Annotated in this window: 24 protein-coding genes and 1 pseudogene; 18 read left to right on the plus strand and 7 right to left on the minus strand. The window is 71.9% G+C overall.

What is annotated here, in order from left to right; genetic code table 11:
• Window positions 1-676 precede the first annotated feature (676 nt).
• Both FOF52_RS17915 and FOF52_RS17920 read left to right on the plus strand, forming a co-directional pair.
• Window positions 677-1,090, plus strand: a complete 414-nt coding sequence (locus FOF52_RS17915; protein ID WP_248591071.1) for a hypothetical protein — start codon at window positions 677-679, stop codon at window positions 1,088-1,090.
• 151 nt (window positions 1,091-1,241) lie between these two features.
• Window positions 1,242-1,574, plus strand: a complete 333-nt coding sequence (locus FOF52_RS17920; protein WP_248591072.1) for a DUF4333 domain-containing protein — start codon at window positions 1,242-1,244, stop codon at window positions 1,572-1,574.
• A gap of 198 nt (window positions 1,575-1,772) precedes the next feature.
• Here the strand turns inward: FOF52_RS17920 and FOF52_RS17925 are convergent, their stop codons facing one another.
• Window positions 1,773-2,378 carry a TetR/AcrR family transcriptional regulator gene (locus tag FOF52_RS17925; protein WP_248591073.1) on the minus strand — a complete coding sequence of 202 codons (606 nt, stop codon included), beginning with the start codon at window positions 2,376-2,378 and terminating at the stop codon, window positions 1,773-1,775.
• A gap of 78 nt (window positions 2,379-2,456) precedes the next feature.
• Here FOF52_RS17925 and FOF52_RS17930 point away from each other — a divergent pair, with 78 nt between their 5' ends.
• Window positions 2,457-3,632 (plus strand): acyl-CoA dehydrogenase family protein, encoded by a 1,176-nt coding sequence (locus FOF52_RS17930; protein WP_248591074.1) that lies wholly within the window; start codon window positions 2,457-2,459, stop codon window positions 3,630-3,632.
• A gap of 63 nt (window positions 3,633-3,695) precedes the next feature.
• Here the strand turns inward: FOF52_RS17930 and FOF52_RS17935 are convergent, their stop codons facing one another.
• Window positions 3,696-4,460, minus strand: coding sequence for an enoyl-CoA hydratase (locus FOF52_RS17935; protein WP_248591075.1), 765 nt, complete (start codon window positions 4,458-4,460; stop codon window positions 3,696-3,698).
• A gap of 236 nt (window positions 4,461-4,696) precedes the next feature.
• Here FOF52_RS17935 and FOF52_RS17940 point away from each other — a divergent pair, with 236 nt between their 5' ends.
• The 4 genes from FOF52_RS17940 to FOF52_RS17955 all read left to right on the plus strand — a co-directional run bounded on the left by FOF52_RS17940 (window position 4,697) and on the right by FOF52_RS17955 (window position 6,321).
• Window positions 4,697-5,320: an SDR family NAD(P)-dependent oxidoreductase gene (locus FOF52_RS17940; protein WP_248591076.1), complete on the plus strand. Its 624-nt coding sequence runs from the start codon at window positions 4,697-4,699 to the stop codon at window positions 5,318-5,320.
• Complete coding sequence (locus FOF52_RS17945) at window positions 5,317-5,469, plus strand: hypothetical protein (RefSeq protein WP_248591077.1); 153 nt, start codon at window positions 5,317-5,319, stop codon at window positions 5,467-5,469. The genes FOF52_RS17940 and FOF52_RS17945 overlap by 4 nt, the downstream gene beginning before the upstream one ends.
• 97 nt (window positions 5,470-5,566) lie before the next feature.
• On the plus strand, window positions 5,567-6,016 hold the full coding sequence (locus FOF52_RS17950) for a hypothetical protein (protein WP_248591078.1): 450 nt from the start codon (window positions 5,567-5,569) through the stop codon (window positions 6,014-6,016).
• Window positions 6,013-6,321: a transcriptional regulator gene (locus FOF52_RS17955; RefSeq protein ID WP_248591079.1), complete on the plus strand. Its 309-nt coding sequence runs from the start codon at window positions 6,013-6,015 to the stop codon at window positions 6,319-6,321. Before FOF52_RS17950 ends, FOF52_RS17955 begins: the two co-directional genes overlap by 4 nt.
• Before the next feature lie 74 nt (window positions 6,322-6,395).
• Here FOF52_RS17955 and FOF52_RS17960 read toward each other — a convergent pair whose 3' ends face one another.
• Window positions 6,396-6,875 (minus strand): hypothetical protein, encoded by a 480-nt coding sequence (locus FOF52_RS17960; protein WP_248593982.1) that lies wholly within the window; start codon window positions 6,873-6,875, stop codon window positions 6,396-6,398.
• 486 nt (window positions 6,876-7,361) lie between these two features.
• On the opposite strand from FOF52_RS17960, the gene FOF52_RS17965 reads away from it, so the two are divergent.
• The 4 genes from FOF52_RS17965 to FOF52_RS17980 all read left to right on the plus strand — a co-directional run bounded on the left by FOF52_RS17965 (window position 7,362) and on the right by FOF52_RS17980 (window position 10,331).
• Window positions 7,362-7,577 carry a hypothetical protein gene (locus tag FOF52_RS17965; RefSeq protein WP_248591080.1) on the plus strand — a complete coding sequence of 72 codons (216 nt, stop codon included), beginning with the start codon at window positions 7,362-7,364 and terminating at the stop codon, window positions 7,575-7,577.
• 18 nt (window positions 7,578-7,595) lie between these two features.
• Window positions 7,596-8,171 (plus strand): DUF6879 family protein, encoded by a 576-nt coding sequence (locus tag FOF52_RS17970; protein WP_248591081.1) that lies wholly within the window; start codon window positions 7,596-7,598, stop codon window positions 8,169-8,171.
• A 25-nt stretch (window positions 8,172-8,196) separates the two neighbouring features.
• Entirely contained in the window at window positions 8,197-8,868 is a 672-nt protein-coding gene (locus tag FOF52_RS17975) for a hypothetical protein (protein ID WP_248591082.1), read from the plus strand.
• A gap of 932 nt (window positions 8,869-9,800) precedes the next feature.
• Entirely contained in the window at window positions 9,801-10,331 is a 531-nt protein-coding gene (locus FOF52_RS17980) for a tetratricopeptide repeat protein (RefSeq protein WP_248591083.1), read from the plus strand.
• Window positions 10,332-10,390: 59 nt separating this feature from the next.
• Here the strand turns inward: FOF52_RS17980 and FOF52_RS17985 are convergent, their stop codons facing one another.
• Window positions 10,391-11,194, minus strand: a complete 804-nt coding sequence (locus FOF52_RS17985; protein WP_248591084.1) for a hypothetical protein — start codon at window positions 11,192-11,194, stop codon at window positions 10,391-10,393.
• A gap of 361 nt (window positions 11,195-11,555) precedes the next feature.
• Between FOF52_RS17985 and FOF52_RS17990 the strand changes: the two genes are divergently transcribed.
• Complete coding sequence (locus FOF52_RS17990) at window positions 11,556-11,747, plus strand: UTRA domain-containing protein (RefSeq protein WP_248591085.1); 192 nt, start codon at window positions 11,556-11,558, stop codon at window positions 11,745-11,747.
• 234 nt (window positions 11,748-11,981) lie between these two features.
• Window positions 11,982-12,404, plus strand: a complete 423-nt coding sequence (locus tag FOF52_RS17995; protein WP_248591086.1) for a hypothetical protein — start codon at window positions 11,982-11,984, stop codon at window positions 12,402-12,404.
• Window positions 12,405-12,514: 110 nt separating this feature from the next.
• Here the strand turns inward: FOF52_RS17995 and FOF52_RS18000 are convergent, their stop codons facing one another.
• The 3 genes from FOF52_RS18000 to speB all read right to left on the minus strand — a co-directional run bounded on the left by FOF52_RS18000 (window position 12,515) and on the right by speB (window position 17,051).
• Window positions 12,515-14,221 (minus strand): BCCT family transporter, encoded by a 1,707-nt coding sequence (locus FOF52_RS18000; protein ID WP_248591087.1) that lies wholly within the window; start codon window positions 14,219-14,221, stop codon window positions 12,515-12,517.
• Between the two features lie 275 nt (window positions 14,222-14,496).
• Window positions 14,497-15,891: an FAD-binding oxidoreductase gene (locus FOF52_RS18005; protein ID WP_248591088.1), complete on the minus strand. Its 1,395-nt coding sequence runs from the start codon at window positions 15,889-15,891 to the stop codon at window positions 14,497-14,499.
• Window positions 15,892-16,100: 209 nt separating this feature from the next.
• Window positions 16,101-17,051 carry an agmatinase gene (gene speB, locus FOF52_RS18010; RefSeq protein WP_248591089.1) on the minus strand — a complete coding sequence of 317 codons (951 nt, stop codon included), beginning with the start codon at window positions 17,049-17,051 and terminating at the stop codon, window positions 16,101-16,103.
• A 213-nt stretch (window positions 17,052-17,264) separates the two neighbouring features.
• Here speB and FOF52_RS18015 point away from each other — a divergent pair, with 213 nt between their 5' ends.
• The 5 genes and pseudogenes from FOF52_RS18015 (at window position 17,265) to FOF52_RS18035 (ending at window position 26,108) form a co-directional block, all read left to right on the plus strand.
• Window positions 17,265-18,746 (plus strand): PucR family transcriptional regulator, encoded by a 1,482-nt coding sequence (locus FOF52_RS18015; RefSeq protein WP_248591090.1) that lies wholly within the window; start codon window positions 17,265-17,267, stop codon window positions 18,744-18,746.
• Between the two features lie 216 nt (window positions 18,747-18,962).
• Window positions 18,963-19,616 (plus strand): annotated as a pseudogene (locus FOF52_RS18020) (serine/threonine-protein kinase); the annotation flags it as partial.
• A gap of 502 nt (window positions 19,617-20,118) precedes the next feature.
• Complete coding sequence (locus FOF52_RS18025) at window positions 20,119-20,970, plus strand: WD40 repeat domain-containing protein (RefSeq protein WP_248591091.1); 852 nt, start codon at window positions 20,119-20,121, stop codon at window positions 20,968-20,970.
• A gap of 317 nt (window positions 20,971-21,287) precedes the next feature.
• Window positions 21,288-23,486, plus strand: a complete 2,199-nt coding sequence (locus tag FOF52_RS18030; RefSeq protein WP_248591092.1) for a WD40 repeat domain-containing serine/threonine protein kinase — start codon at window positions 21,288-21,290, stop codon at window positions 23,484-23,486.
• A gap of 549 nt (window positions 23,487-24,035) precedes the next feature.
• Entirely contained in the window at window positions 24,036-26,108 is a 2,073-nt protein-coding gene (locus FOF52_RS18035) for a WD40 repeat domain-containing serine/threonine protein kinase (RefSeq protein WP_248591093.1), read from the plus strand.
• Window positions 26,109-26,112 lie beyond the last annotated feature (4 nt).

Consider the following 26,112-nt stretch of genomic DNA (forward strand, 5'->3'; position numbering starts at 1 on the left):
GAGGGGGGAGACAGGGGGGAGAGGGCCACGGGCGGACCCGCCAGCCAGGCGGGACCCGCCCGTGGCCTTTGTGCTGCCCCCGGACAGTGAAAATGAAAACAGTTTCTCTTTTCTCCTGGGAGGTCTCACGAAATAACTTAGTAGTGGCGGTCGGGATGGGACAGAACAGGATGAGGATTCTCGGCATAAATTCAGGATTGCTTTCCCGGGGAGGGGTGGGAGCCGGTGCGCCGGAAGGCGGCGTGCGGCCGGGAGGGGTTCCCGCGCTGGAATTCCGGCCACGGCCGCCGGTGACGGCAGAAAAGAGGGGGCGCTGCGGAGAAGGGGCAGAGTGGGGGGTGCCCGTGGCCTTTCCGTGGACGGACGGAGTGGGCGGTTGAATCGCTCCTGATTTGGAGAAATGTCCACTACGACAGGGTTTGTCGGATTCTGTCCATGATGGGGAGCCAATCAGGTCGAATCTGGTAGTGTTTCACTTCCTGGACAGGATTTGCCGACGAAGTCCCATCTTCGACGCCAGATGAAATCTGTCCTTGTTGTCGGTGGAGGGGACGCTGCCGTGGCGGCCGGGAGACCCCGGTCGGCAGAAGAGGGCGGGCGGGACCGAGAACGGGCGAGCGTCTCCCGCACCGACCCGGTCGCGTCCCCGGATCAGCGGACGAAAGAGACAGGACCGGTGGACGGCTTGGTGGACGACCTGACCGCACGGACCGACGGAACGGCTCCCGCCCCGGCGACTCCCCCGCCCCCGCGAGGAGGCGGAACCCCCCGCCGCTACGCGGCCTCGACCGACGCGCCGGTGCGCTACCTCCCGATCGTCCGCGAGGGGGTGCTGCTGGGCTGTCTGTGGGCGGCCGAAGCCGAGGACGCGGCGGGCTTCGTCACGCGGGACGCCGTCGGCGGTCCGGCAGAGCGCTTCTGGACGGACCGGATCGCCCGGTGTGCGCGCGAGGGGCTGAGCCCGCTCAAGGTGCTGCACCGCTGGGCGGGCGAGGTCGAGGACCCGGTGGGCGGCGCGGTCCCCGCCGAGGCGCGGGAGCGGATCGCGGCCTCCCCGGACGTGCTCCGCGCACTGCTCCGGCCGCGGTGACCCGGCCGCACCGTTCCGCCGCGGCCGGCGCAAGCGAGGCGTGTCACCACCACTCTTTTCGGCGATGGTCGCTCCCGGGGGAACGAACCACGCGGTCTGTCCATCCAAAGGGTGCGGGAACGAGAGACGGGCCCGCGCGAAAGGAGGACGGATGCGCACTGTGGTTCGGCGGAGCGCCGCCGGGATGGCGGCGGCGACGGCGCTGCTCCTCTCCGGGGCGTGCAGCTTCAGCTTCAGCCTGGGGTCGGCGAGCGTCGACGGGGAGGAACTCGCCCGAGTGGTGGAGACCCAGTTGGCGGCCGAGGTGGGCCAGCATCCTGAGAGCGTCACCTGCCCGGAGGACCTGCCCGCCAGGGTCGGCGCGGAGGTCCGCTGCGAACTGGACAGCGGAGACGGGGTCTACGGCGTGACCGTGACCGCGACCAGTGTCGAGGACGGGGACGTCAAGTTCGACATCGTCGTCGACGAGACGCCCATGCGCTGACCGATCACGGCGCCCCGACCGCAGCGGGGCGCCTCCACCGACCGGGGGCACGGCGGAACAGTCCCGCCGTGGCGGCCGACCGGTCGGAGCACTCCCGCCCGGTCCCCGCGGGAGAGGCCCGCCGCCGAGACGCTCCAAGAGCCGGAGTGGAGACACCTCGCCCCGCCGAACTCCCCCGAAGCGAGCCCGGGGCGGGGGTCAGCCCCGGGGGTCGGCCGGCTCCCGGGTGAGGCTGGCCATGACGAGGTCGGCCAGGTGGCGGTAGGCCTCGGCGTCGTCGAGCCCGGTGGCCGCCTTGATCGTGCCGTCCTGAATCCCGGTCATGACCCGGGCCACCGCCGACCCCACGAAGGCGGCGTTCACCGGGCGCAGCACCCCCGCCGCCACGCCCTCGGCGACCAGTTCCCGCACGCGGCGGGCCGCCACGAGCGTGTTCTCCTGGTAGACCTCGTTGGCGGGCGCGAACGCGGCCAGGTCGGCGTAGAACCGCTCCGAGGCCGGTTCCAGTTCCGAGGCGACGGCTTCCAGGTAGACCGCGAGCCGCTGGGGTTCCCGCGACTCGGTGACGCGGGCCTCGATGCGTTCGGCCGCCCTCTTGAAGTAGGAGCGCACCGCCGCGACCACGATCTGTTCCTTGCTCGGCGCCACCAGGTACAGGGTGCTCTTGGAACAGCGCAGGCGTTCGGCCATGTCGCTCACGCTGAACTCGGAGAATCCCTCGGCCAGGAACAGGCGCCGCAGACCGTCGAGCAGCTCCTCGCGGCGCGCGCGGGTCTTCTCGGACAGGTTCTGGAGGGCAGGCATGCGCTCCAGGGTACCGATCTTGTCTTTTCGGTACCCAAATCAGTACTCTGGTACTGAGTAGAGTACGAGGGTGGGATCATGACCGTCACACGCCTGATGCCGTCCCGTGAAGCCGCCGACCTGGTCGGACTCGTCCGGGAGGTGGCGCGGCGGGAGTTCGCTCCGCACGTCGCCGAGGCCGAGGAGGCCGAACGCTTCCCCCGTGAGGCGTTCCGCACACTCGGCGGACTGGGCGTCCTCGGCCTGCCGTACCCGGAGGAGTACGGCGGGGGCGGCCAGCCCTACGAGGTCTACCTGCAGGTCCTCGAAGAGATCGGGGCGGTCTGGGCGTCGGTCGGCGTGGGCGTCAGCGTGCACGTGCTGTCCTGCCACGCCCTGGCCGTCCACGGCACCGAGGAGCAGCGGCGGCGGTGGCTGCCCGACCTGCTCGGCGGCGACCTGCTCGGCGCGTACTGCCTGTCCGAGCCGCACGCCGGATCCGACCCCGCCGCCATGACCACCCGGGCCCGACGCGACGGCGACCACTACGTCATCGACGGCGTGAAGTCCTGGATCACCCACGGCGGACAGGCCGACTTCTACACCGTCATGGCCCGCACCGGCGAGGACCGCTCCCACGGCGTCTCCTGCTTCCTGGTCCCCGCCGACACCCCGGGCCTGAGCGCCGACCGCCCCGAACGGAAGATGGGACTGACCGGGTCGCACACCACGATGCTGCGCTTCGACGGCGTCCGCGTCCCCGTCGACCAGCGGATCGGCGCCGAGGGCCAGGGCCTGCCCATCGCACTGTCCGCACTCGACTCCGGCCGGCTGGGCATCGCCGCCGTGGCCACCGGCCTGGCACAGGGCGCCCTGGACACCGCGGTCGACTACGCCCGGCAGCGCACCGCCTTCGGCAAGCCCGTCATCGAACACCAGGGCCTGGCGTTCCTGCTCGCCGACATGGCCGCCGCCGTGGAGACCGCCCGCGCGGCCACCCTGCGCGCGGCCCGGCTCAGGGACCACGGCCTGCCCTACAGCGCGGAGGCGTCCATCGCGAAACTGGTCGCCACCGACAACGCGATGCGGGTGACCACCGACGCCGTACAGGTCCTCGGCGGCTACGGCTACACCCGCGACTTCCCGGTCGAACGCTACCTGCGCGAGGCCAAGGTCATGCAGATCTTCGAGGGCACCAACCAGATCCAGCGCCTGGTGATCGGCCGCCACCTCGCCCGCGGCACAGCGGGGAGCACGGTCGCGGTCGCCGACTGACCGGGGGAAGGGAAACGGCGCGGGACGGCTCGGGGAGGGCCGTCCCGCGCCGGATGCGCCGCGCTACTTCTTCTTCCGTTCGACGAACTCGGTGAGGAACTCCTGGAAGCGCGGCGAGTTCACCGACGAGGCCTGCGCCCACGACTCGAACTCCAGCACGGCGTCGAGTTCGGCGGTCTCCGCCATGCGCACCGCCCGCTTCATGTCCCTGACCAGGGCGGGGTCGCGCTGGGCGTAGCGGTGGGCGAGCTCCAGCGCCTCGGCGACGGGGTCCTCCGCCAGCCGGGTGGCCAGGCCGGTGCGGAACGCCTCCTCGGCATCGATGCGTTCCGCGCCCAGGATGGCGGCCAGCGCCCGGTGGCCGCCCATGCGGCGGGTGAGGAACCAGCTGCACCCGCCGCCGGGGTGCAGGCCCATGTCGGCGAAGGTGATCGCGAACGTGGCACGCGGTCCCGCGACGACGACGTCGCAGGCCATCGCGATGTTCACCCCGGCGCCGACCGCCACTCCGCCCACGGCGGCGATCGTGGGGATGGTCAGGTCGGCGATGCCGAGGAAGCTCGCGTACACCTGCTTCAGCTCGTCGCGGATCACCGCGGGCGGACGCGTGGTGTCCCCGAACAGGCTGGTCACGTCGGCTCCCGCGCAGAACGCCCGGCCGGCGCCGCTGACCACGAGCGCCCGCGCCGCCTCGTCGGCCGCGACCGTGCGGACCGCCTCGGCGAGTTCCGCCAGCATCGGCCGGTCCAGCGCGTTGAGCCGCTGCGGCGCGTTGAGGACGATGTGCCGCACCGGGCCGTCCGACTCGAATCCGATGAACTCCCCCATTGCTCCTCCACGGTGCTCCACCGCCGTCTCCCACGGCGCGAGACCGCAGCGTAGCCCTGTGCGCACCGTGGTCGCGGGGTGCCCCCGCGCTTCCCGGGGCGCGGTACGGCCTTCGCGGTCCGCGAATCCCGCTTGATGGGCCGGTGCGCGCCACGCATGCTTGGTCGGAAGGCAGGCGGAGCCACCGCCGCCACGGACCGCGGCATCCCGGAGCACGGGCCACAGGAGCGAGACACATGACCCGTACCTACGTTGTCACCGGGGCGAACTCCGGGATCGGGGCCGCCGCCGTCGCGCGTCTGACCGCCTCGGGAGCCCGGGTGATCCGCTGCGACCTGAGCGACAGCGACGTCGACGCCGACCTGACCACCCCCGAGGGGCGGCGGGCGCTGGTCGCCGGAGTGGCCGAGGCGTCGGGCGGGGCCGTCGACGGACTGCTGGCCGTGGCCGGGGTCGCCCTGCCCCTCGCCACCGCGGTGCGCCTCAACTACTTCGGCACCGTCGCCTGCCTGGAGGGGCTGCGTCCGCTGCTCGCCGCCGGGGACCGGCCCGGGGCGGTGGTCGTCTCCTCGCTGGGCGGCGCCATCGCCGTGAACGACGCGATCGTCGACGCGTGCCTCGCCGGGGACGAGGAGGCGGCCGTCGCCGAGGCGGACACCACGGACCCCGAACGGATGATGACCGTCGACAACTCGACCAAGCGCGCGCTCAACCTCTGGGTGCGCCGGACCGCGCCGAGCGCGGACTGGGCGGGCGCGGGCATCACCCTCAACGCGGTCGCCCCCGGCGTCGTCGACACCGCCACCCCCGGGCCGCCATCCTCGACAACCCGGCGGCCAGGGAGGCAGCGCAGGCCATGATGCCGCAGCCGATGGGCTTCCCCGGCCCGGTGGCGGCCGTGGCCGCGGCCCTGGAGTGGACGGTGAGCCCGGACAACTCCTTCATGACCGGCCAGGTCCTCTACGTCGACGGCGGAGCCGACGCGGTCCTGCGCGGCGACCGCTACTGACCACGGCGGCGGCACCGGGCGGACGGGAACCCTCGCCGTTTCCAAGATGGAAACTCTTGAGTTGACAAGTTGGAAAGTGAGTGGTTGACTTTCCGGCATGGAAAGAGAGCAGAACACCTCCCCCCAACCCACCCCCGAGCAGGCCCTGGCCGCCCTCCGCGATGTCGAGCAGACCCGGTCCTCCTACTACGCCGAACTCAACCCGTGGTGGACCACGGCGATCATCGCCGCGTTCTTCTGCGCCGTACCGCTGTCCGCGCTCGTCGGTATCGACTGGAAGACCATCGCCCTCCTGGGCGGCCCGCTGGGCCTGGGCGCGTTGGTGTGGGCCTCCCGCCGCAGCCCCAACGCCGAAGTGCGCTTCGGCACGGTCGAGATCACGCTTCTGCTGGTGGGCACCGTGATCGTGATCGCCGGACTGATGAGCGGGTCCTTCCTCGCCGACACCTACGGCGTGTGGGTGTGGGGCCTGGCCGCCGCGGTCAACGTGGCGGTGATCGTGGGCATCGACCTCATCCTGCGGCGAAAGGCGCGGAGGGCGGCATGAAAGACACCGACCTCGCCACCTCTGGATTCAACGACACGATCCACGCCCCCAACCGGCTGCGGATCTGCGCCCTGCTGGACGTGGGTGAGGAGGTCGAGTTCGCCACCGTCCAGAAGCAGCTGGGCGTCAGCGCCTCGGTGCTCAGCAAGCACGTCGGCGTCCTGGTCAACGCGGGATACGTCCGCCAGCACCGCGCGGTACGCGACACCCGGCAGCGGGTGTGGCTGTCCCTGACCGACGAGGGCCGCACCGCCTACCGCAACCACATCGCCGCACTCCGCGCGATCGTCGAAGGCCACCAGTAACCGACAACCACAGTGACGCCAGGGTCATACTCGGTCTCCGAGTGTGGCCCTGGCGTCAAGAGCGTGGTTGAGCGTCAGGCGGCGCCGTCGACGGGATATCCGAACTGGCTGAGGCGCTTGCGGGCCACCTCCAGTTCCCCGTCGCTGAACAGCGGAGCGAAGCGGGCCTCGCACACCACCGCTTCCACGGTGAGGTCCAGGCGGCCCCGCTCCCACAGCGCGGAGAACCCGTCGGTGACCACGAGCCCGTCGGTGTCGGCGGCCACGCGGCAGGACAGTCCCATGGACGAGGCCCACAGGCGGCCCAGGGGCTGTGCGGGCAGCACCTCGGGCAGTTCCGCGCCCTCCTCGCCGCGTGCTTCACCCGCGACACCGGCGGAGGTGTCGGGGGTGATGGCGGACTCGCCGCGCCGGGGCGCGTGGTGCCGGGGGCCGAGCATGCCCACCAGGTAGCGGTCGCGGGGTCCGCGCGACTTCGGGTCGAAGCGTTCGTGGTCGCCGTCCCACGGGCCGGGCAGGTCGCGTTCCCCGAACCGCTGGAAGGCGTCGCGCACCTGGAAAGAGGTGGCCTGGGTGAACGGTCGAGGAGGTCGGCGCCGTACAGCCAGGCGGCGGTGGCTCCGCTGGCCACCGCACCGGGCGGAGCGGCCAGTTGGACCGCGCGCAACCGCAGTTCCGGGGTGTCGGGCAGGTCCGCGGAGACGTAGACGTCGGTGAGGAGCCGCCGCCAGCGCCGGTTGCGCAGCTGGTCGCGGGTGAGCAGCCCGGCCCGGCAGACCTCGCTGCCCCGGAACGGCCCGGACAGCAGAACGGAGGGGACCTTTCTGGAGTGTGCCATGTCCCGGAGAATGCGCCACCCCGGGATGCGCGCCCCACCCTGTCCCCACCCTGTGGAAAACCCCGCGATGATCTTGACGCCATCGGGGAGTGGAACACGAAAAATGGCCCGTTTTTGTCAAGATCATGGTCGGAGATTATCCGGGACCATTTCCGGGAATGGCTTCGCGACGACAACTGTCCCCAGCCGAGGAGAGGGCCGGATGGAACTGACGATGCTCTACAAGGACGGGGGATCGGGCGCGGAGGGCTGCCCCAGCGTCTACCTCGCCGACACCGGGGAACTCGTCGTCCAGGGCGTGCAGCTCGACTCGGAGGACCTCGCCAAACTGGAGAACCCGCTGCCCGGAGAGACCGCCGTCCGCATCAGCCCCGACGTGCTGATCGGGGCGCTCCAGCGGTACCAGGCCGACCGGTGAACGGCGGAGAAAACCGCGGTGGGCACGATTTTCACGTCGCTGAGCGACCCGGAATTCCAACGGCTGTTCGACGATTTCCGCTACACCGCCTACCGGCTGGAAGCGCTCCAGGTGTACGGCGTGCCGTACGAGATGGCGGAGTTCGCCCGGTTCCAGGCGGGTGAGGCGAGAGGCGAGTTCCCCGGAATCGCCCGCTGGGCCGACCGGGTCGCCCGAGGGGTCCGCGCGGGCAAACGGTTCCACCGGGTCCACGTGGTGACCGAACCGCTCTCCGACTACGTGCGCTTCGAATGCGCGTGGGCATACCGCCACACCGTTGCGGCGGGGGAGGACGTGCGGATCGCCGCCGTACCGGAGGGGCAGTGGCCCGACGGACTGCCGCGCTTCGACTACTGGCTGTTCGACTCCTCGGTCCTGGTGCGCATGAACTACGCCGACGACGGGACGTTCGTGTCCGCCGAACTCGTCGACGACCCCGAACAGGTCGTCCAGGCCAACGCCTGGCGCGACCAGGCCGTCCACCTGTCCGTGCCGTTCGCCGAGTACGCCGCCGGCTTCGACGGCCTCATGCGGCCGGCCCGGACCGGCTCCTGACCATGTCCCCCGCCCCGACAGGCTGATGACCGACAACGAGATCACGGGCGACGCCGGAGCGGTCGTCCAGGCCGGGGTGGTCCACGGCGGCGTCCACGTCGGCGTTCCTGAACCCCCCGGTCCTCCCGTACCCCGCCAACTGCCGCTCGCCATGCGCGGTTTCGTCAACCGCCAAGCCCAGCTCGCCGCGCTGGACGCGCTCGCCCGGGAGGCCGACGACCCGTCCGAGCCGGTCCGGCCGGTGACCGTGTCCACCATCGCCGAGGCGCCCGGGGGCGGCAAGACCGCGCTCGCCGTGTACTGGGCGCACCGGGAACGGGCCCGGTACCGTGACGGCGACCTGTACGTGGACCTGCGCGGGTACGGTCCCGGGCCCAGAGTCGAGGCCGCGCAGGCACTGGAGACCCTGCTGCGCGGCTTGGACGTGGCCCCCGACCGGATACCGGCGGACCTCGACGGCCGTGCCGCGATGTACCGGTCGCTGCTGGACGGCAGGCGGATGCTGGTGCTCATCGACAACGCGGCCAGCGCCGACCAGGTCCGTCCGCTGTTGCCCGCCTCGCCGCACTGCCTGGTGATCGTGACCAGCCGGAACAGCCTTCCCGGGCTGACCGCGCGGGAGGGGGGCGCGGCGGCTGGTGCTGGACGCGCTCACCCCGGAGGAGTCGCTGGTGCTGCTGCGGCGGATCGTGGGTGACGAACGGGTCGACGCCGAGCGTGAGGCGGCGCGGCGGCTGGTGCGGCACTGCGTGTTCCTGCCGCTGGCCCTGCGGATCGTCGCCGAACGCGTCACCGCCCGCCCGGGTGCGCCGCTCGCCGAGTTCGTCGCCGAACTGGACGATGAGAGGGAACGCCTGGACGCACTACGCACCGAGGACGACGAATTGAGCGACGTGCGGGCCGTCTTCACGGCCTCCTACAACGAACTCGACGCCGAGGCGGCCCGCCTGTTCCGGCGGTTGGGCCTGCATCCCGGTGCGGAGGCGGGGGTGCCCGCCTGCGCGGTGCTGGCGGGGACGACCGTGCCGAGGACGCGGAGGATGCTGGAGCGGCTGGCCCGCGTCCACCTCGTCACCGAGGTCGGCCGCGACCGCTACCGGCTGCACGACCTGCTGCGGTTGTACGCGGCGGAACGGGCCGAACGGGACGAGGAGCCGGACGAGCGCGAACGGGTGCTGCGCCGGGTGCTGCTCTGGTATCTGCGCAGCGTCGACAACGGGCACCGCGTGGTCCTGCCCGCCTTCCACAGGGTTCCCCTTCCCGAGGCCGACCTGCCGGTCGGTCCCATGGTGTTCGGCGGGGTGGACGAGGCGATGGACTGGTTCGAGAGGGAACGGGAGAACCTGGTCGCGGCGGTCCGCGTGGCAGGGGAGAACGGCGCCGACGACCTGGCGTGGCGGCTGCCCGCCGTCATGTACGGGTTCTTCGAGATGCGCGGCTACTGGCCGCAGTGGCGCGACCTGCACCTGCTGGGGGTGGGGGCCGCCGAGCGGATCGGCGACGAGCACGGGCTGGCCTGCAACCGGCTCGGGCTGGGGGACGCCAACTGGCTGCTGAAACGCACCGACGAGGCGTTCGAGTGCTATCGGGCCGCCGCGGAGGGGGGCGGCACGCTGCGGGGACCGGTGGGTGGAGGGGTTCGCGCTGCGCCAGACCGCGGTCCTGCTGCACGACCAGGGGCGGTACGAGGAGGCGAGCGGGGTCGCCGAGCGGGCGCTGGCGGTCTTCGAGCGCGGGGAAGAGTGGCGGGGCGCGGGCATGGCCCTGCTGACCCTGGGGGACTGCCAGCGCGAACGCGGGGTACCGGAGCAGGCCGTCGGCAGTTGCGAGCGGGCGCTGGAGCTGTTCCGCGCCATCGACGACACGTGGAGTGTCGCGTGGGGGCGCTGCGCGCTGGGACGCGCCCTGGCCGACCTGGGCCGGTGGTCCGAGGCCTTGGACCGGTACCGCGAGGCGCTGGCCACGTTCCGCTCCTTCGGCAACAGACGCAACGAGTCGCGGGCGCTGATCGGCATGGGGGAGGCGTGTGCGGCACTGGGACGGACCGGGGGCGCCCGGAAGCACCTGGGGGCCGCCAAGGCGCTGCTGGACGAGATCGGCAGCGAGCAGGCCGCCGACCTCGCGGAACGCCTCAGAGGACTTGACGTCGGCGGTGAGTAGCGGCCCCCGTGGACCTGCCGGGAGGGGCGCTTCCCCGGCCCTGTTCCCGGGGGTGGGGGTCAGTCCCAGGGGACGGCGGCGAGGATGCGGCCGCGGTGGAAGCGGCGGAACGCGGCGTCGATGCCCATGCCGGGGAGTTTGAGGGTGCTGACGTAGGTGCGGCCGACGGCTTTGCGCAGGTCGGCGAGCGAGGCGCAGTCCGGGAGCTGGGCTGCGGCCTCGGCCAGGACGGGGTCGGCGGAGGCGCGGGCGGTGGGCGCGTCGACGACGGGCGCCCGGGGGAGGCGCAGCTCCTCCCGGTCCGCCCAGCCGCGGACGGCCTCGGCATCGGGGTCGGCGGGCTGGCCGAAGAACCACTCTGAGAACGCGTCGTCGAAGTCCTCGTAGCAGCCCGCGCGGACCGCGTCGGCGGCGCGGCGGACGCCGTCGGCCAGGTCGAGCAGCCAGTGCGCCAGACTGGGCGCCTCGAAGCGGGCGTTGAGGCTGTCCCAGAGGGCGAAGACGCCGTGCCAATCGCCGGTGTCCGGGTCGACGTCCACGTAGTAGGCCTCGGCCACGCCGTTGGTGTGCAGGACGCGGAAGGTGCCGGGTGGGCCGCAGCGGTGGTCGGGTTCGGCGTTGAACTCGTTCTCGAAGCCGAACGCCTCGAAGAGGTCGGGGCTCCCCCCTCTCACGGGGGCGAACCCGCCGATCTCGCGGGCGATGGCGCGGATGTCCTCGGGGACGGGGGCATCCCAGGCGTCCATGGCGCTGTCGCTGATCCCGGGCAGCAGGACGATTCCGCCGTCCGAGGCTTCCGCCGCCGCGCGCAGCGCCGCCACGACCTGTTGCGGGGTGGGGGGATCCGAGGAGAAGGCGTTCATGGGTCCTCCGGGGGTGGGCCGTTGCCGACGGCGACCACCCTGCCACGGGGGTGTGACGGGGCACTGCCGGCAGGGGGAGAGGGGGACCCGGTAGCGGGGCGGCTCATACGGGCTCCTCGGGTGGGGTGGGCGGCAGGTCGGGGTGTCGTCCATGCGGGTGGCTGCTGGTGAAGCGTTGCGGGCGGACGGCTGCGTGCCGGGGCTGGCCCGCGGTGGCCATGTCCCCAGGGCCATCGGCCACGCCGATTGTGGCTCTGGGGACATGGCCACCGCGCTTTCCGGGGGTCAGGGATGTGGTTGGGCGGGTTGGTCCACCATGTCGTCGGGTGCGGTGGCCTCGGGGCAGGCGTGCAGTACTCCGGTGACGAACCGGCGGGCCGCGGCCACGGCCGAGGAGGCCGACCGGTTGGGACTGGGCCGGGGCGCGGTGGTGATGGTCATCCGCCGCACCTACTCCACTGCGGAACGCCCCATGGAGACCGCCGGCATCGTGGTCCCGCCCGACCGCTACGAACTGGCCTACACCATCCCGGTCAACCCGGACCCCGAGTGACCCACCGACCACAGCCGCCACACAACCCCGGCCCGGCCCAGACCGGGGCGGGCGGTGCACCGTCCGGCCTCTCGCAGGCACACCACCACTCCCCGCTCGACCACGATGATCTTGACGCGAGGGGGAACCAAACCGCAGGTCGTGACCCGTTTCCGTCAAGACCGCCGGAGTGGTGTTTCCGTGGCGGAAACTCTTGAGTTGGCAAGGTGGAAAGTGAGTGGTTGACTTTCCGACATGGAAAGAGAGCAGAACACCTCCCCCCAGCCCACCCCCGAGCAGACCCGGTCCTCCTCCTACTACTCCGTCCTCAATCCGTGGTGGACCACCCTCCTCATCGCGGTCTTCTTCAGCGCCATGCCGCTGGCCCCGGTGTTCGGTGTCGACTGGGTGCCGCTGGCCCTCCTCGGCGGACCCCTGCTCCTGGGACTGCTCACATGGGCGTCCCGGCAGCGGCCCGACGCCGGAATGCGCTTCGGCCCGGTCGAGAGCACCCTCCTGGTGGCGGGAGTGGCGGTGGTCCTCGCCGGACTGCTGGCCGGGTCCTTCCTCGCCGACACCTACGGCGTGTGGGTGTGGGGCACGGCGGTCGCGGCCAACGTGACGGCGATCGTCGGCATCGACCTCATCCTGCGGAGCAAGGCGCGGAAGGCCGCGTGAAAGACACCGATAACCGACAACCACAGTGACGCCAGGGTCATACTCGGTTTCCGAGTGTGGCCCTGGCGTCAAAATCGTGGTGGACCATCCGGCGGTGGACGGTCGCGCGCCTACTCGCTGTGGTCCCGTTCGGGGCCGGGGCGTTCCGTCCCCGGCCCCCCGGGACGCGGGATGATCCACCGCGGGGAGCCCGGAGCGGGCTCGCCGTCCGCCGGGCGGGGGATGCGGGGGATGCGCGGCATGCGGCGGCGGGGCAGGTGCACCCGCAGCGTCGGCAGATGGTGGACGGCCTCGGGAACGGTGTCGTCGTTCAGCGACCGCAGCAGGGCCACCATCATCAGGAAGCCCATGGCGAAGAACGGCAGCCCGATGACGGTGACCACCTCCGACAGCGCGTCCAGGCCCGACCGGCCGGTGGCGGTGATCAGGGTGGCCGCCACCACGCCCGAGGTGACCGCCCAGAACACGCGCTGACGTACCGGGGTCGTCCCCTCCTGGGTGCGGGAGGACAGCATGTCGACCACCAGCGCCGCCGAGTCCGCCGACGTGGTGAAGAAGATGATCACGATCAGTACCGACACCGCCGACACGACCGAGGCGAACGGGAAGTTGTCGAGGAACGCGAAGAGCGCGCCGGGAATGTCCTCCTCCACCACCACGGTCTGCACGAGCCCGCCGGGGCCGTTCAGTTCGATGTCGAACGCGGACAGGCCGAACACGCTGAACCAGACGAGGGTGAACGCGGTGGGCAGCCCCAGCACGCCGAGGACGAACTCGCGGATGGTGCGGCCCCTGGAGATGCGGGCGATGAAGATGCCGACGAACGGCGCCCAGGTGATGGTCCACGCCCAGTAGAACACCGTCCAGTCGCCCTGCCAGCCGGTGTCGCCGAAGGTGTCGTTCCAGAACGCCAGGGGGACCAGCCAGTTCAGGTACACCCCGACCATCTCGATGGAGCCCCGGACCAGGTACAGGGTGGAGCCGGTGGCCAGGACGAACAGCAGCAGGCCGACCGCCAGGGCGATGTTGAGGTCGGACAGCCGCTTGATGCCCCGGTCCAGGCCCAGCGCCACCGAGGTCGTGGCGAGGGCGGTGGTCACGGCGATGAGCAGGACCTGCACCGGTTTGCTGAACTCCACGCCGAACAGCGCCGTCAGGCCGCTGTTGATCTGCAGGGTGCCCAGGCCGAGGGAGACGGCGACGCCGAACACGGTGCCGAGGACGGCGAGGATGTCGATGGCCCGGCCGAGGGGGCCGTGGATGCGGTCGCCGAGGAACGGGTGGAAGATCGAACTGACCCGCATCGGCAGTCCGCGCCGGTAGACGAAGTAGGCGAAGCACAGCGCGGGCAGGCAGAAGATCGTCCAGGTGTGCAGGCCGAAGTGGTAGAGGGTGTAGCCCATCGCCTGCTGGGCGGCGGGGACGGACTGCGGTTCGACGTTGTTCTGCGGCGGGTTGGCGAAGTGGCTGATCGGCTCGGCGACCCCCCAGAACATCAGGATGGTGCCGATGCCCGCCGCGAAGAGCATGGCGAACCAGGTGAGCCTGCTGTACTCGGGGCGGTCCTGGTCGCGGCCGAGGCGGAGGCGGCCGTAGCGGCTGAAGCAGATCCAGACCAGGAAGATCAGGAACGTGGTGACGCCGAGGATGTAGAACCAGCCGAGGTTGGTGATGATCCAGGCGGACATCGTGCCGAACAGCGCGTCCACGGGGGCGGTGAAGACGATGGAGGCCCCCACGAACAGGACCGTCAACGCCACCGAGACGGAGAAGATGACGGGGTCCGTGCGCAGGCCCAGTTTGTGCAGCAGGGACATCTGGTTCTCGACTCCTCGTGCCGGGTGACCGGACGGACCGGTTCGCGGACGGGAGTCGGACGGTGGACCCGCTTCCGACGGAAACCCCGCCGCATACACAGCGTCATAGTTTCACATACAGAGCGTGATGAAACGTTCTGTGAGCAGGAACGCCGTGCATCGGCTCCGCACCGTGCACCGGGTCGGGACGTCCACCGCCTGGCGGAGGAGGAGCACCCGCGGCGCTTCGGCCCCGACGGCGGGACGGGGCCGTTCCCGGGGAGGCGGCCGCGGGATCAGGCGGGTTTGATGTTGTGGTTGCGGTGGAAGACGTTGTCCGGGTCGTACCGGGCCTTTACCCGGGCCAGGCGGCGGTAGTTGTCGAGGCCGAAGCCCGCGACGGTCCGCTGCTCCCCCTCGTCGCCGATGAAGTTGAGGTAGACCGACCCGATCGCCCACGGGCTCATGTCCGCGCGGGTGCTGTGGGCCCACTGGATGGCGCGCTCGTCGTCGGCGGGGTCCTCCCACATGCCGAAGGGGTGCACCACCCACGCGGCGTGCCGCCACGGCACCGGGTAGTCGGTCGTGGTCCGCGACACCGCGCCGCCCTGCGCCGCCAGCAGGTACTGCGACGGCGAGGGGACGAGCATCCGTTCACCCCCGGAGCAGAACCGGTCCACCGCCGCGTCGGGCAGCGCGTTCAGGTGCTCCGCCGACCAGTAGTTGCGGTAGCCGGGCGGGTCGTCGAGCATGCACTGCAGGTCGGCGTAGGCCATCTCGGCGGTCACCTCGGCGACGTGGTCGAGTTCCCGCATCGGCCGGATGTCACGCATCGCCTCCTCGTGGTCCCCGCCGGTGTGGATGACCAGCGCCGCGCAGGCCAGTCGGCCGACCAGCCGCGGCGGCACGAACTCCTCGGGCGGCGCGGTGAGGTAGATGACGGCGCCGCCCACGTCGTCGGTGGACGCCCCCATGAAGTCGCGGTAGGCGCGCACCACCTCGGGACCGTCCTCGGCGTCCCAGAACAGCAGGTCCACGGTGACCGTCGACAGTTCGTGCAGGCGCAGCGTGATCGACGTGGCGATCCCGAAGTTGCCGCCGCCGCCGTGCAGCGCCCAGAACAGTTCGGGGTTCTCCGTGGCGGAGGCGCGCACGAGGTCGCCGTCGGCGGTGACCAGTTCGGCTTCGAGGAGGTGGTCGCAGGCCAGGCCGAACCGGCGTTCCAGCCAGCCGCTGCCGCCGCCCAGGACGAGCCCGCACACCCCCGTGGTGGACACCCGGCCGCCGGTGGTGGCCAGGCCGTACGGCTGGGTGGCGCGGTCCAGGTGGCTCATGGTGGCGCCGCCGCCGACCCGTGCGGTCCGCTGTTCGGGGTCGACCGTGACCTCGTTCATCATCCGCAGGTCGACGACGATGCCGCCGTCGGTGAGAGCGCTGCCCGCGACGCTGTGGCCGCCGCCGCGGACCGCGATCTCCAGGCCGTGGTCGCGGCCGAACCGGACCGCCCGGGCGACGTCGTCGACGGTGGCGCACTGGGCGATGACCGTCGGACGCAGGTCGATCATGGTGTTGAAGACGGTTCTGGCCTGCGCGTAGTCGGGATCGCCGGGGTCGAGGACCCGGCCGGAGAAGCCGGTGCGGAGTTCGGTGAGCGCGGTGCCGGTGAGTGTTGTGCCGGTGAGCCGGGTCATGGGGACCTCCCCCGTTGACGCGGATCGGACCGGGGGCCCGAGCCCCGGTCCGCGGCGGCCCCCGGTCGGGACCGTCGTCCTGGTTTCAGGCTCGGACGGCAGCAACACTAGAACCTGGCACCGGAGCTGCCAACATTCTTTTGGCCACGGTTGTCCAGGTCATTCTTTAAGCCGGGACGCGGCGACGCCGACGCGTCCCGGCCTGCGCGTCAGCGGTTCTTCGCGCGCAGCGCGAGCACCGACACCAGGTCGTAGGCGACGTGCGCGGCCGCGGTCGCGGTGATCTGCGCGTGGTCGTAGGGGGGAGCGACCTCGACGACGTCGGCGCCGACCAGGTTGCAGGTGGCCAGCCCGCGCAGGATCTCCAGCAGTTCCCGGCTGGTCAGCCCGCCCGCCTCGGGGGTGCCGGTGCCGGGGGCGTGCGCCGGGTCGAGGACGTCGATGTCCACCGACACGTACAGCGGCCGGTCGCCGATCCGCTGGCGCAGCAGGTCGACGACCTCGTCCACGCCGCGCCGCATCACGTCGGCGGAGGTGAGGATGCCGAAACCGAAGCGGCGGTCGTCCTCCAGGTCCTTCTTGCCGTAGAGGGGCCCCCGGATGCCCACGTGGGAGAGGGCCTCGGTGTCGAGGATGCCCTCCTCCACGGCGCGGCGGAAGGGGGTGCCGTGGGTGTAGGGCTCCCCGAAGTAGGTGTCCCAGGTGTCCAGGTGCGCGTCGAAGTGCAGCAGCGCGACCGGGCCGTGGACGCGGTGCACCGCGCGCAGCAGCGGCAGCGCGATCGTGTGGTCCCCGCCGAGGGTGACCACCCGGGTGCCCGCGGACAGCAGGCGGCTGACGGACTCGTCCACGGTCTCGATGGCGTCGCCGATCGCGAACGGGTTGACCGCGATGTCGCCGCCGTCGGCCACCTGGACCTCGGCGAACGGGGAGACGTCCAGTCCGGGGTGGTAGGGCCGCAGCAGACGGCTGGCCTCCCGGATGGCGGCCGGGCCGAACCGGGCGCCGGGACGGTAGGAGACGCCGCTGTCGAAGGGGATGCCGACCACGGCGATGTCGGTCTTCTCCACCTCGTCGGCGCGGGGCAGGCGGGCGAAGGTCGCCGGACCGGCGAACCGGGGGACCAGGCTGGAGTCGGTGGGGCCGATCGGGGTGCTCACGGGGTTACCGCCTTCCTTCACTGTCGGACCGGATGCACGGCTCGGGGAGTGTGGTCCTCGATCCGCCGAAGGCGCAGGTCAAGGCCGCCAACACCATAGACTCGGAAAAGCGCCGAACAGGTGGGCGCCCCGCACAGCCGATCCTCTTCTCCTGGACGAAACAGCCACTTGTCTCCTGTACCCCGCCGCGATGGCGTTTCCGCTTCCCAGACGGTGCCGCTCCGGGCGATCCTGGCCCGGCGCGACCTCGCGCTGGACACGCTCGTCCCCGCCGCCCCGGACGCGCAGGTGCGCTGGGCGACGGTCAGCGAACTGCTCGACCCCGCCCCGTACCTGAGGGGCGGAGAGCTGCTGCTGACCGCCGGAACCAACCTGCCCGAAGAGAGCGGCACGCTGGCGGGCTACGTGGCGGCACTGTCCGCCGCCGGGGTCGCCGCTCTCGGCTTCGGGGTGACCCCCGTGCACGACACGGTCCCCGCCGCGCTCGTCGAACACTGCCGTGCCCGGGGGCTGCCGCTGCTGGTGGTTCCACGTGAAACACCGTTCGTGGCGGTCAGCCAGGCCGTCGGGGAGGAACTGGAACGGCTGCGGATGGCGGGGCAGCGCCGGTTCACCACCGCCGGACGCTCCCTGACCAGGGCCGCGGTCGGCGCCACCCCGGTGCAGGAGGTGCTGACCACGCTCAGCAGCGCGCTGGGCTGCTGGACGGAACTGGTCGGCTCGCGCCCGCTGGGGCGGGTCGGCCGGGTCCCCGCGCTCCCCGCCGAGACGCGGGAGCTGATCGGCAAGGTGCGGGCGGCGGGCGGCCCGCTCAGCGCCAAACTCCAGGCCCCTCCGGACGAGGTGGTGCTGCACGCGGTCGGGGAGCACACCCGTGACCGGTCGGTGCTGCTGCTGGGGCGGCCCCGGCCGCTGGACGCCACCGACCGCGCGATCCTGGGGATCGCCGTGGCCCTGCTGGGACTGCTGTCCCGGTCGCAGCCGGCCGTGGTCGACGACGCGGGACGGCTCGCCGCCCGGCTGCTGCTGTCCGGTGCGGCGCCCGACCCGGCCGTGGAACCGCTGCTGCGGACCCTGCTGTCCGGAGGGGAACGGGCGGACGTGTACCGGGTGCTGCACGCGCGCTGGACACGCCGCGGGACACGGCCCGCCCCCTCGCCCACGCTCTTCGGCACCCGCCTCGTCGACGACACCGGCGAACCGGTGCGGGCCGTGCTGGCCGACCAGGGCGACGAGGAGGCCCATCTGGCCCTGCTGGACGAGTTGCGCGCGGCCGGCTGGCTGGCCGCGGTGAGCGGGCCGGTCCCCGGCGACGCACTGGCCGAGGCGGACCGGCAGGCCGCGATGCTCCTGGTCCGCGCGCACGCCGCGGACCGCCCGCTGCTTCCCGAGACGCAGCCCGACCCGTTCGACGCGCTGCTGGAAGGGGAGGAGGCCCGGGCGGCGGCGCGGACGCTGCTGGGGCCCCTGGCGGGCCGTGACGGACCCTCCCGCACCCTGCGTGCGACCCTGCGCGCCTGGCTGGCCCGCCACGGCAGCTGGGACCGGGCCGCCGCAGACCTGGGTGCGCACCGCAACAGCGTCCGCTACCGCATCAACCGCATCGAACGCGACCTGGGCGTCGACCTGTCCGACCCGGAACAGCGGATGCGGTTGTGGTTCGCCCTGTCCCGATTCGACGAGGAGGCGCCGTGACGCGGACGGGCCGGGACGCGGCGACCTCTGCCGCGCGGGACGGACCGGCGGACGGCCGGATACGGTCCGCGGTCTTGACACCGTGTCGGACGGGTATACGTTCGGTGCCTGTTCGAACGGTTTCGGTGAGGACGGGCGGGTATGGAGCCGTTGCTGCCGGGAGATCCGGAACGGGTCGGTCCGTACCGGCTGGTGGGCCGTCTGGGTGCGGGTGGGATGGGGCAGGTGTTCCTGGCCCGGTCCCCCGGGGGAAGGCCGGTGGTGGTCAAGGTCATCCTCCCCGAGTACGCCTCTGACACCGAGTACCGGGCACGGTTCGCGCGTGAGGTGGAGGCGGCGCGCCGGGTGGGTGGTTTCCACACGGCCCAGGTGGTCGCTGCCGACCCTGACGCGGATCCGCCGTGGATGGCCACCGCCTACGTGCCCGGTCCGTCCCTGAGTCAGGCGGTCCACCAGCGGGGGCCGCTGGACGAGCAGGTTCTGCGCACCCTGGCCGCCGGGCTCGCCGAGGGGCTGGCCGCGATCCACGGCTGCGGTCTGGTGCACCGCGACTTCAAGCCCGGCAACATCATCCTGGCCGCGGACGGGCCGCGCATCATCGACTTCGGTATCGCCAGGCCGACGGATGCCAGCACCATGACCCAGACGGGAGCCGTGATCGGCACCCTGTCCTACATGTCCCCCGAACAGATCGGAGGCAGCCCGGTTGGGCCGGCCAGCGACATCTTCTCCTTCGGCACCGTGCTGGCGTTCGCCGCCACCGGCCGCTCCCCGTTCGCGGCCGACACGCTGGGCGCGATCGTCATGCGCATCGTCAGCCCGCCCCCGGAGCTCCCGGAACTCCCCCCGGACCTGCGGGAACTGGTCCGGGCCTGCTGGGTGCAGCATCCCGACGGACGGCCCACGGCGGCCGACCTGCTGGACCGGCTCAGCGACCGGGCGGGAGGCGAGTGGCCGCCGCCGCACCTCGCCGACCTGGCCGAGACGGCACTGCCCGCCGGTTCGACCGCCCCGCTCGGACCGGACGAGGCCGAGTCCCCGGAGAGCACGCCGGACCGGGAAACGGGGAGAAACGGGTCGGCGGGGAGAGCCGCGACGCCTCGACAACCCACCGAGAACACCGCCCAGGAGACGGGGCAGGCCCAGGGGGAGGAGAAGATGCCGTGGTGGGCCTGGGTCGGTCCTGTACTGGTGGCGGCCCTGATACTCCCCGGGATGTGGCTGGCCTCCCTCCCCGCGACCCCCGATCTGTTCCTGCCCGGAACGGAGCGCTCTCCCGGCGTGCCGCTGGTCACCGATATCGAGGAGAGGGTACGCGGCGGCGTTCAGCCCGGACGGCTCCAGGCTGGTCGTCGCCGCCGAGGGCATTCGGGTGTGGGACTTCGAGAGCGGGGACTTCCTGCACTTCCTCGACTGGGACGAGGACGGAGGCTGCGACCAGGTCTCCGTGTTGGCGTTCAGCCCGGATGGGACCGCGCTGGCCGCCGGTTGCACCGACGGCGGTCTCCGGTTGTGGGACATGGAGAGCGGGGGGCAGGTGGCCACCCTGATCGACCCGGCCCGGTCCGATACGTACGAGTTCGGGATCACCTCGGTGACGTTCGACGCGGACGGGGCCGTGGTGACCGGTGCCGCGAGGGACGACGTGGTGCAGAGGTGGGATGTCGCGACCGGGAAGCTGCTCTCCGCTGCCGGCCCCTCCGATCCCGAGCACATGGAGTACACCCCGGGGTATCCGGAGGCGCTGCATCCGGACGGGGCCGTGTTGGCCACCGAGTACGGCCACGAGCACGTGCGGCTGTGGGACACGGAGAGCGGGGAGAAAGGCGCCACCTTCGAGGGATCGGGTGCCAACCTCTCGGTCGACGCCCTGGCGTTCAGCGCGGACGGCTCCGTGCTGGCCAGCGGTGGTGATGAGGTGATCGAGGTGTGGGAGGTCGAGTCCGGCAGGAGCCTGGCCGTCGTCCCGTACGGCGGCTCCTCGGCGCGGATCGATGAGTTCGTTCTCAGTCCGGACGGTTCCCGGCTGCTCAGCAGCGACAGCGAGGGCCGGATCATCCTGTGGGACGTGGCTCCCGGAGGAAGCGGGGACCGGGAGTTCCTGGACCTCCACGACAGCGAGGTCACCGCGCTGGCATTCCACCCGGACGGTTCCCTGGTGGTCAGCGGTGACGAGAAGGGCGCCATCGAACTGCACGTCCTGGAGACCGCCGACGACGGGTGACCGGGGGAACGGGAGAAGGCGGGACCGCGGGAGGCGGCACCGTGAACGCGCCTCCCCGAGCGGAGAACGCCGGGAGCGGCTGTTCGCGGAGCCTGCTCCGAAGAGTCCTCCCCCTCCGGTCCCGGTGGCCGTGGTCCGTCCGGTCCCGCCTCGCCGAGCCGCGGTGTCGGCCTCCCAGACGCGGTCTCCCGCGGGGCAGGTCACGATGCGGTCAGGGATGTTCGTCGACAGCGGAACGTGAGCAAGGTTCTTGACATAATGACATAGAGGGACACGATCGTGGCTGTCTGTGCGGTTTCGCGGTGAGGACGGGGTAGATGGAGCCGTTGCAGCCGGGAGATCCCGGACGGATCGGTCCGTACCGGCTGGTGAGCCGCCTGGGTGTGGGTGGGATGGGGCAGGTGTTCCTGGCCCGGTCCCCGGGCGGGCGTCCAGTGGTGGTCAAGGTCATCCTCCCCGAGTACGCCTCCGACGCCGAGTACCGTGCCCGCTTCGCCCGTGAGGTGGAGGCGGCGCGCCGGGTGGGCGGCTTCCACACGGCCCAGGTCGTCGACGCCGACCCCACCGCCGATCCGCCGTGGATGGCCACCGCCTACGTGCCCGGCCCCTCCCTGCGGCAGGCGGTGACGGAACGCGGCCCGCTGCGGGACCGCAACCTGCGCACCCTGGCGGCCGGACTGGTCGAGGGGCTGGCCGCGATCCACGCCCGCGACCTGGTGCACCGCGACTTCAAACCGAGCAACATCATCCTGGCCGCCGACGGGCCGCGCGTCATCGACTTCGGTGTCGCCCGGCCGTTGGACGGCAGCAGCATGACCCAGAGCGGCGCGGTGATCGGCACTCTGGCCTACATGTCCCCCGAACAGGTCGGGGGCGGCCAGGTGGGGCAGGCCAGCGACGTGTTCTCCCTGGGGACCGTGCTGGCGTTCGCGGCTACCGGCCGCTCCCCGTACATGGCCGACTCGATCGGGGCGATCGTCGCGCGCATCGTCGGCCCGCCACCCGAACTGACCGAACTCCCCGATGACCTGAGAGAGCTGATCCACGCGTGCTGGGAGCAGGACCCCGACCGGCGGCCCACCACGGCGGAGCTGCTCGCCCGGCTCAGCACCGACCAGACCGGCGACGACTGGCCCCCGTCCCACCTGGCCGACCTGATCGGCTCGGTCCTCTCCCCCGGAGTGGTGACCTCCCCGAATCCGTCGATCACCGCGGTCGAATCCCCGGAACCGCACGGCCCCCCGGAACTTCCGCGACAGCACAGCCCTCCGCTGCCGGACCGACCCCCCGATCCCGGGGGCGGAACGGAGGACGGCCCGAGGCCCCCCGGCCCGGTCACCCCGGAAGAGGACGGGCTGAGGTCCCCCGTCCCGGTCGTCCCGGAAGAGGACGGCCCGAGGCAACCCGGTCCGGCCGTCCCGAACCCCGGCTGGTCACCTCCGCGAGTGCGACCACCACGGTGGAAGCGGTTCCTCCGGGAACGGAGAAGCCTCGTCGGCGCGGCTGTGACGGCAACCGTGCTCGGGGTCGCCGCGTCCCTGCTCGTCTGGCTCTGGACGCCGTCCGGCCTGTACAGCGGAGAAACCCCACCGGAGACGGGGGCGCCCTCCGGCCCCGCCGAGTGGTCCGGGCTGACCGAACCGCGGGTCCTCGACGTCGGGGACCAGGTCCTCGCGGTGGCGTTCAGTCCGGACGGTTCGGTGCTGGCCGGCGGAAGCGCCGACGGGGCCATCCGCCTGTGGAAGGCCGGGGACGGGGAGGAACCAGCGGTCCTGGAGGGGCATTCCGACTGGGTGCGGTCGGTGGCGTTCAGTCCGGACGGTTCGGTGCTGGCCAGCGCGAGCGACGACGGCACGGTCCGGTTATGGGATGTCGCGGCGGGGGAGGAGCGGGCCGTGCTGGAGGGGCATTCCGACTGGGTGCGGTCGGTGGCGTTCAGTCCGGACGGTTCGGTGCTGGCCAGCGCGAGCGACGACCGCACGGTCCGCCTGTGGGACACCGGGGGCGGAGAAGAGCGGAACACCCTGGACGAGCACACCCACCAGGTCCTCGCGGTGGCGTTCAGTCCCGACGGTTCGCTGCTGGCCAGCGCGAGCAAGGACGACACCGTCCGCCTGTGGAACACCCCGGACGGAGAGGAACAGGCCGCCCTGGAGGGAAACGCGGGCAACGCCCTCTCCGTGGCGTTCAGTCCCGACGGTTCGCTGCTGGCCAACGGGAACGAGGACCACACCGTCCGGTTGTGGGATGTCGCGGCGGGGGAGGAGCGGGCCGTGCTGGAGGGGCATTCCGACTGGGTGCGGTCGGTGGCGTTCAGCCCGGACGGTTCGCTGCTGGCCAGCGCGAGCGACGACGGCACCGTCCGCCTGTGGAACACCCCGGACGGGGAGGAACGGGAAATCCTCGACGGACACACCGACCGGGTGTGGTCGGTGGCGTTCAGCCCGGAGGGTTCGGTGCTGGCCAGCGCCAGCAAGGACGGCACCGTCCGCCTGCGGCCGCTCGACACGGGGTGATCCCCTCCGTGTCCGACACCGGCCGCGGACCCGCCGTCCGACCCAGGGCAGCGGCGGCGCGTCCTCACCCGGCACGGCGGTCCGCCGCTTCCGCTCGGAGACCGTGGCACCCCACCGACCGGTGGGCGTTCGGTGCCTGCCCGGGGCGGTCGGGAGCCGTTGGTGCCGAAGGATCCGTGGTGGCGGGGCGAGGACGGACCGTGCCCGTCCGAACGCACGCACCGCGTCGGCCCCGCCCGGCAAGGACCGGGAAACGGCGGAACCGCAGAAGACGGCACCGCGAACACGCGCCCCCGAACGGAGAACGCCGAGAAAACGTCGGAAAAGGCCGGGAAGAGGAGCGCAGCCCCCGCTCCGAAACGTCCTCCGCCCCGGTCCCGGTGGCCGCGGTGCCGTTCTCTTACCTGTTCAGGACACGGCGTCTGCGGGGGCGGGACGGCGGAAGCAGAGACGTCCGCGAGCACCCGGGAACAGCAGGAATTCTTGACATAATGCCGCGGAGAAATTCGATGAATAGTGGTCAGGGCAATTTCGGTGAGGACGGGATTGATGCATCCGTTGCAGTTGGGAGACCCGGAGCGGGTGGGCCCCTATCGGCTGGTGGGCCGTCTGGGTGCGGGTGGGATGGGGCAGGTGTTCCTGGCCCGGTCCCCCGGGGGAAGGCCGGTGGTGGTCAAGGTCATCCTCCCCGAGTACGCCTCTGACACCGAGTACCGGGCACGGTTCGCGCGTGAGGTGGAGGCGGCGCGCCGGGTGGGTGGTTTCCACACGGCCCAGGTGGTCGCTGCCGACCCTGACGCGGATCCGCCGTGGATGGCCACCGCCTACGTGCCCGGTCCGTCCCTGAGTCAGGCGGTCCACCAGCGGGGGCCGCTGGACGAGCAGGTTCTGCGCACCCTGGCCGCCGGGCTCGCCGAGGGGCTGGCCGCGATCCACGGCTGCGGTCTGGTGCACCGCGACTTCAAGCCCGGCAACATCATCCTGGCCGCGGACGGGCCGCGCATCATCGACTTCGGTATCGCCAGGCCGACGGATGCCAGCACCATGACCCAGACGGGAGCCGTGATCGGCACCCTGTCCTACATGTCCCCCGAACAGATCGGAGGCAGCCCGGTTGGGCCGGCCAGCGACATCTTCTCCTTCGGCACCGTGCTGGCGTTCGCCGCCACCGGCCGCTCCCCGTTCGCGGCCGAATCGATCGGGGAGGTCGTCATGCGCATCGTCGGTAAGCCTCCCGACCTGGCGGAACTTCCCGACGACCTGAAACGGCTGGTCCACGCGTGCTGGGAGCAGGACCCCGACCGGCGGCCCACCACGGCGGAGCTGCTCGCCCGGCTCAGCACCGACCAGACCGGCGACGACTGGCCCCCGTCCCACCTGGCCGACCTGATCGACTCGGCACTCCCCGGTACGACGCCCCCCTCGAAGCGGCCGCTCACCATGGCGGAGCCGCCGCGGCCGCACGCCCCGCCGACACCGCCGCACCAGCCCCCCGGCCCGGGCGGCGAGAGGAACAACCCTCCGCCCAGCCCCGGCCAGGTCGTCCCACCCTCCGACCAGCCGCTCCCGGGCATGCAGTCCTCGTCGTGGGAGCGACTCTCCCCCGCGCAGAGGGGCCTGCTCGGCGGAGCGGTGACAGCAGCCGTGGTCGGTCTCGCCGCTTCCCTGGCCATCTGGTTCTGGGCAACGTCGGCGGACTTCTCCCCGACCGGCGGGAACTCCGCCCAGAACATGGCGGAACCGCCCGAGCCCGTGGTCCTCGACGAGCACTCCGACTGGGTGCGGTCGGTGGCGTTCAGTCCGGACGGTTCGGTGCTGGCCAGTGCGAGCGACGACGGCACGGTCCGGTTGTGGGACGTGGCGAGCGGAGCGGAACGGGACGTCTGGGACGGGTACGCAGGCTTTGCCCTCTCCGCGGTCTTCAGTCCCGACGGTTCGCTGTTGGCCAGTGGCTACGAGGACGGCACGGTCCGGTTGTGGGACGTGGTGAGCGGAGCAGAGCGGGCTGAGCTGGACGAGCATTCCGACTGGGTGCGGTCGGTGGCGTTCAGTCCGGACGGTTCGGTGCTGGCCAGTGCGAGCGACGACGGCACGGTCCGCCTGTGGGATGTCGAAGACGAGGAGGAGCGGGCCGTGCTGGAGGGGCATTCCGACTGGGTGTGGTCGGTGGCGTTCAGTCCGGACGGTTCGCTGCTGGCCAGTGCGAGCGACGACGGCACGGTCCGCCTGTGGGATGTCGAAGACGAGGAGGAGCGGGCCGTGCTGGAGGGGCATTCCGACTGGGTGCGGTCGGTGGCGTTCAGTCCGGACGGCTCGCTGCTGGCCAGCGGTGAGGACGGCACGGTCCGGTTGTGGGACGTGGCGAGCGGAGCGGAACGGGACGCCTGGGCCGGGGGCACCGGCTTTGCCCTCTCCGCGGTCTTCAGTCCCGACGGTTCGCTGTTGGCCAGCGGCTACGAGGACGGCACGGTCCGGTTGTGGGACGTCGCGGAGAGGGAGCGGGTCGTGCTGGAGGGGCATTCCGACTGGGTGCGGTCGGTGGCGTTCAGTCCGGACGGTTCGCTGCTGGCCAGCGCCGGCGACGACGGCACCATCCACCTGTGGCCGCTCGGCACGGAGTGATCCC

Origin of the sequence: Thermobifida alba, from assembly GCF_023208015.1 — a bacterium.
In the GTDB taxonomy this organism is placed as follows: Bacteria; Actinomycetota; Actinomycetes; order Streptosporangiales; family Streptosporangiaceae; genus Thermobifida; species Thermobifida alba.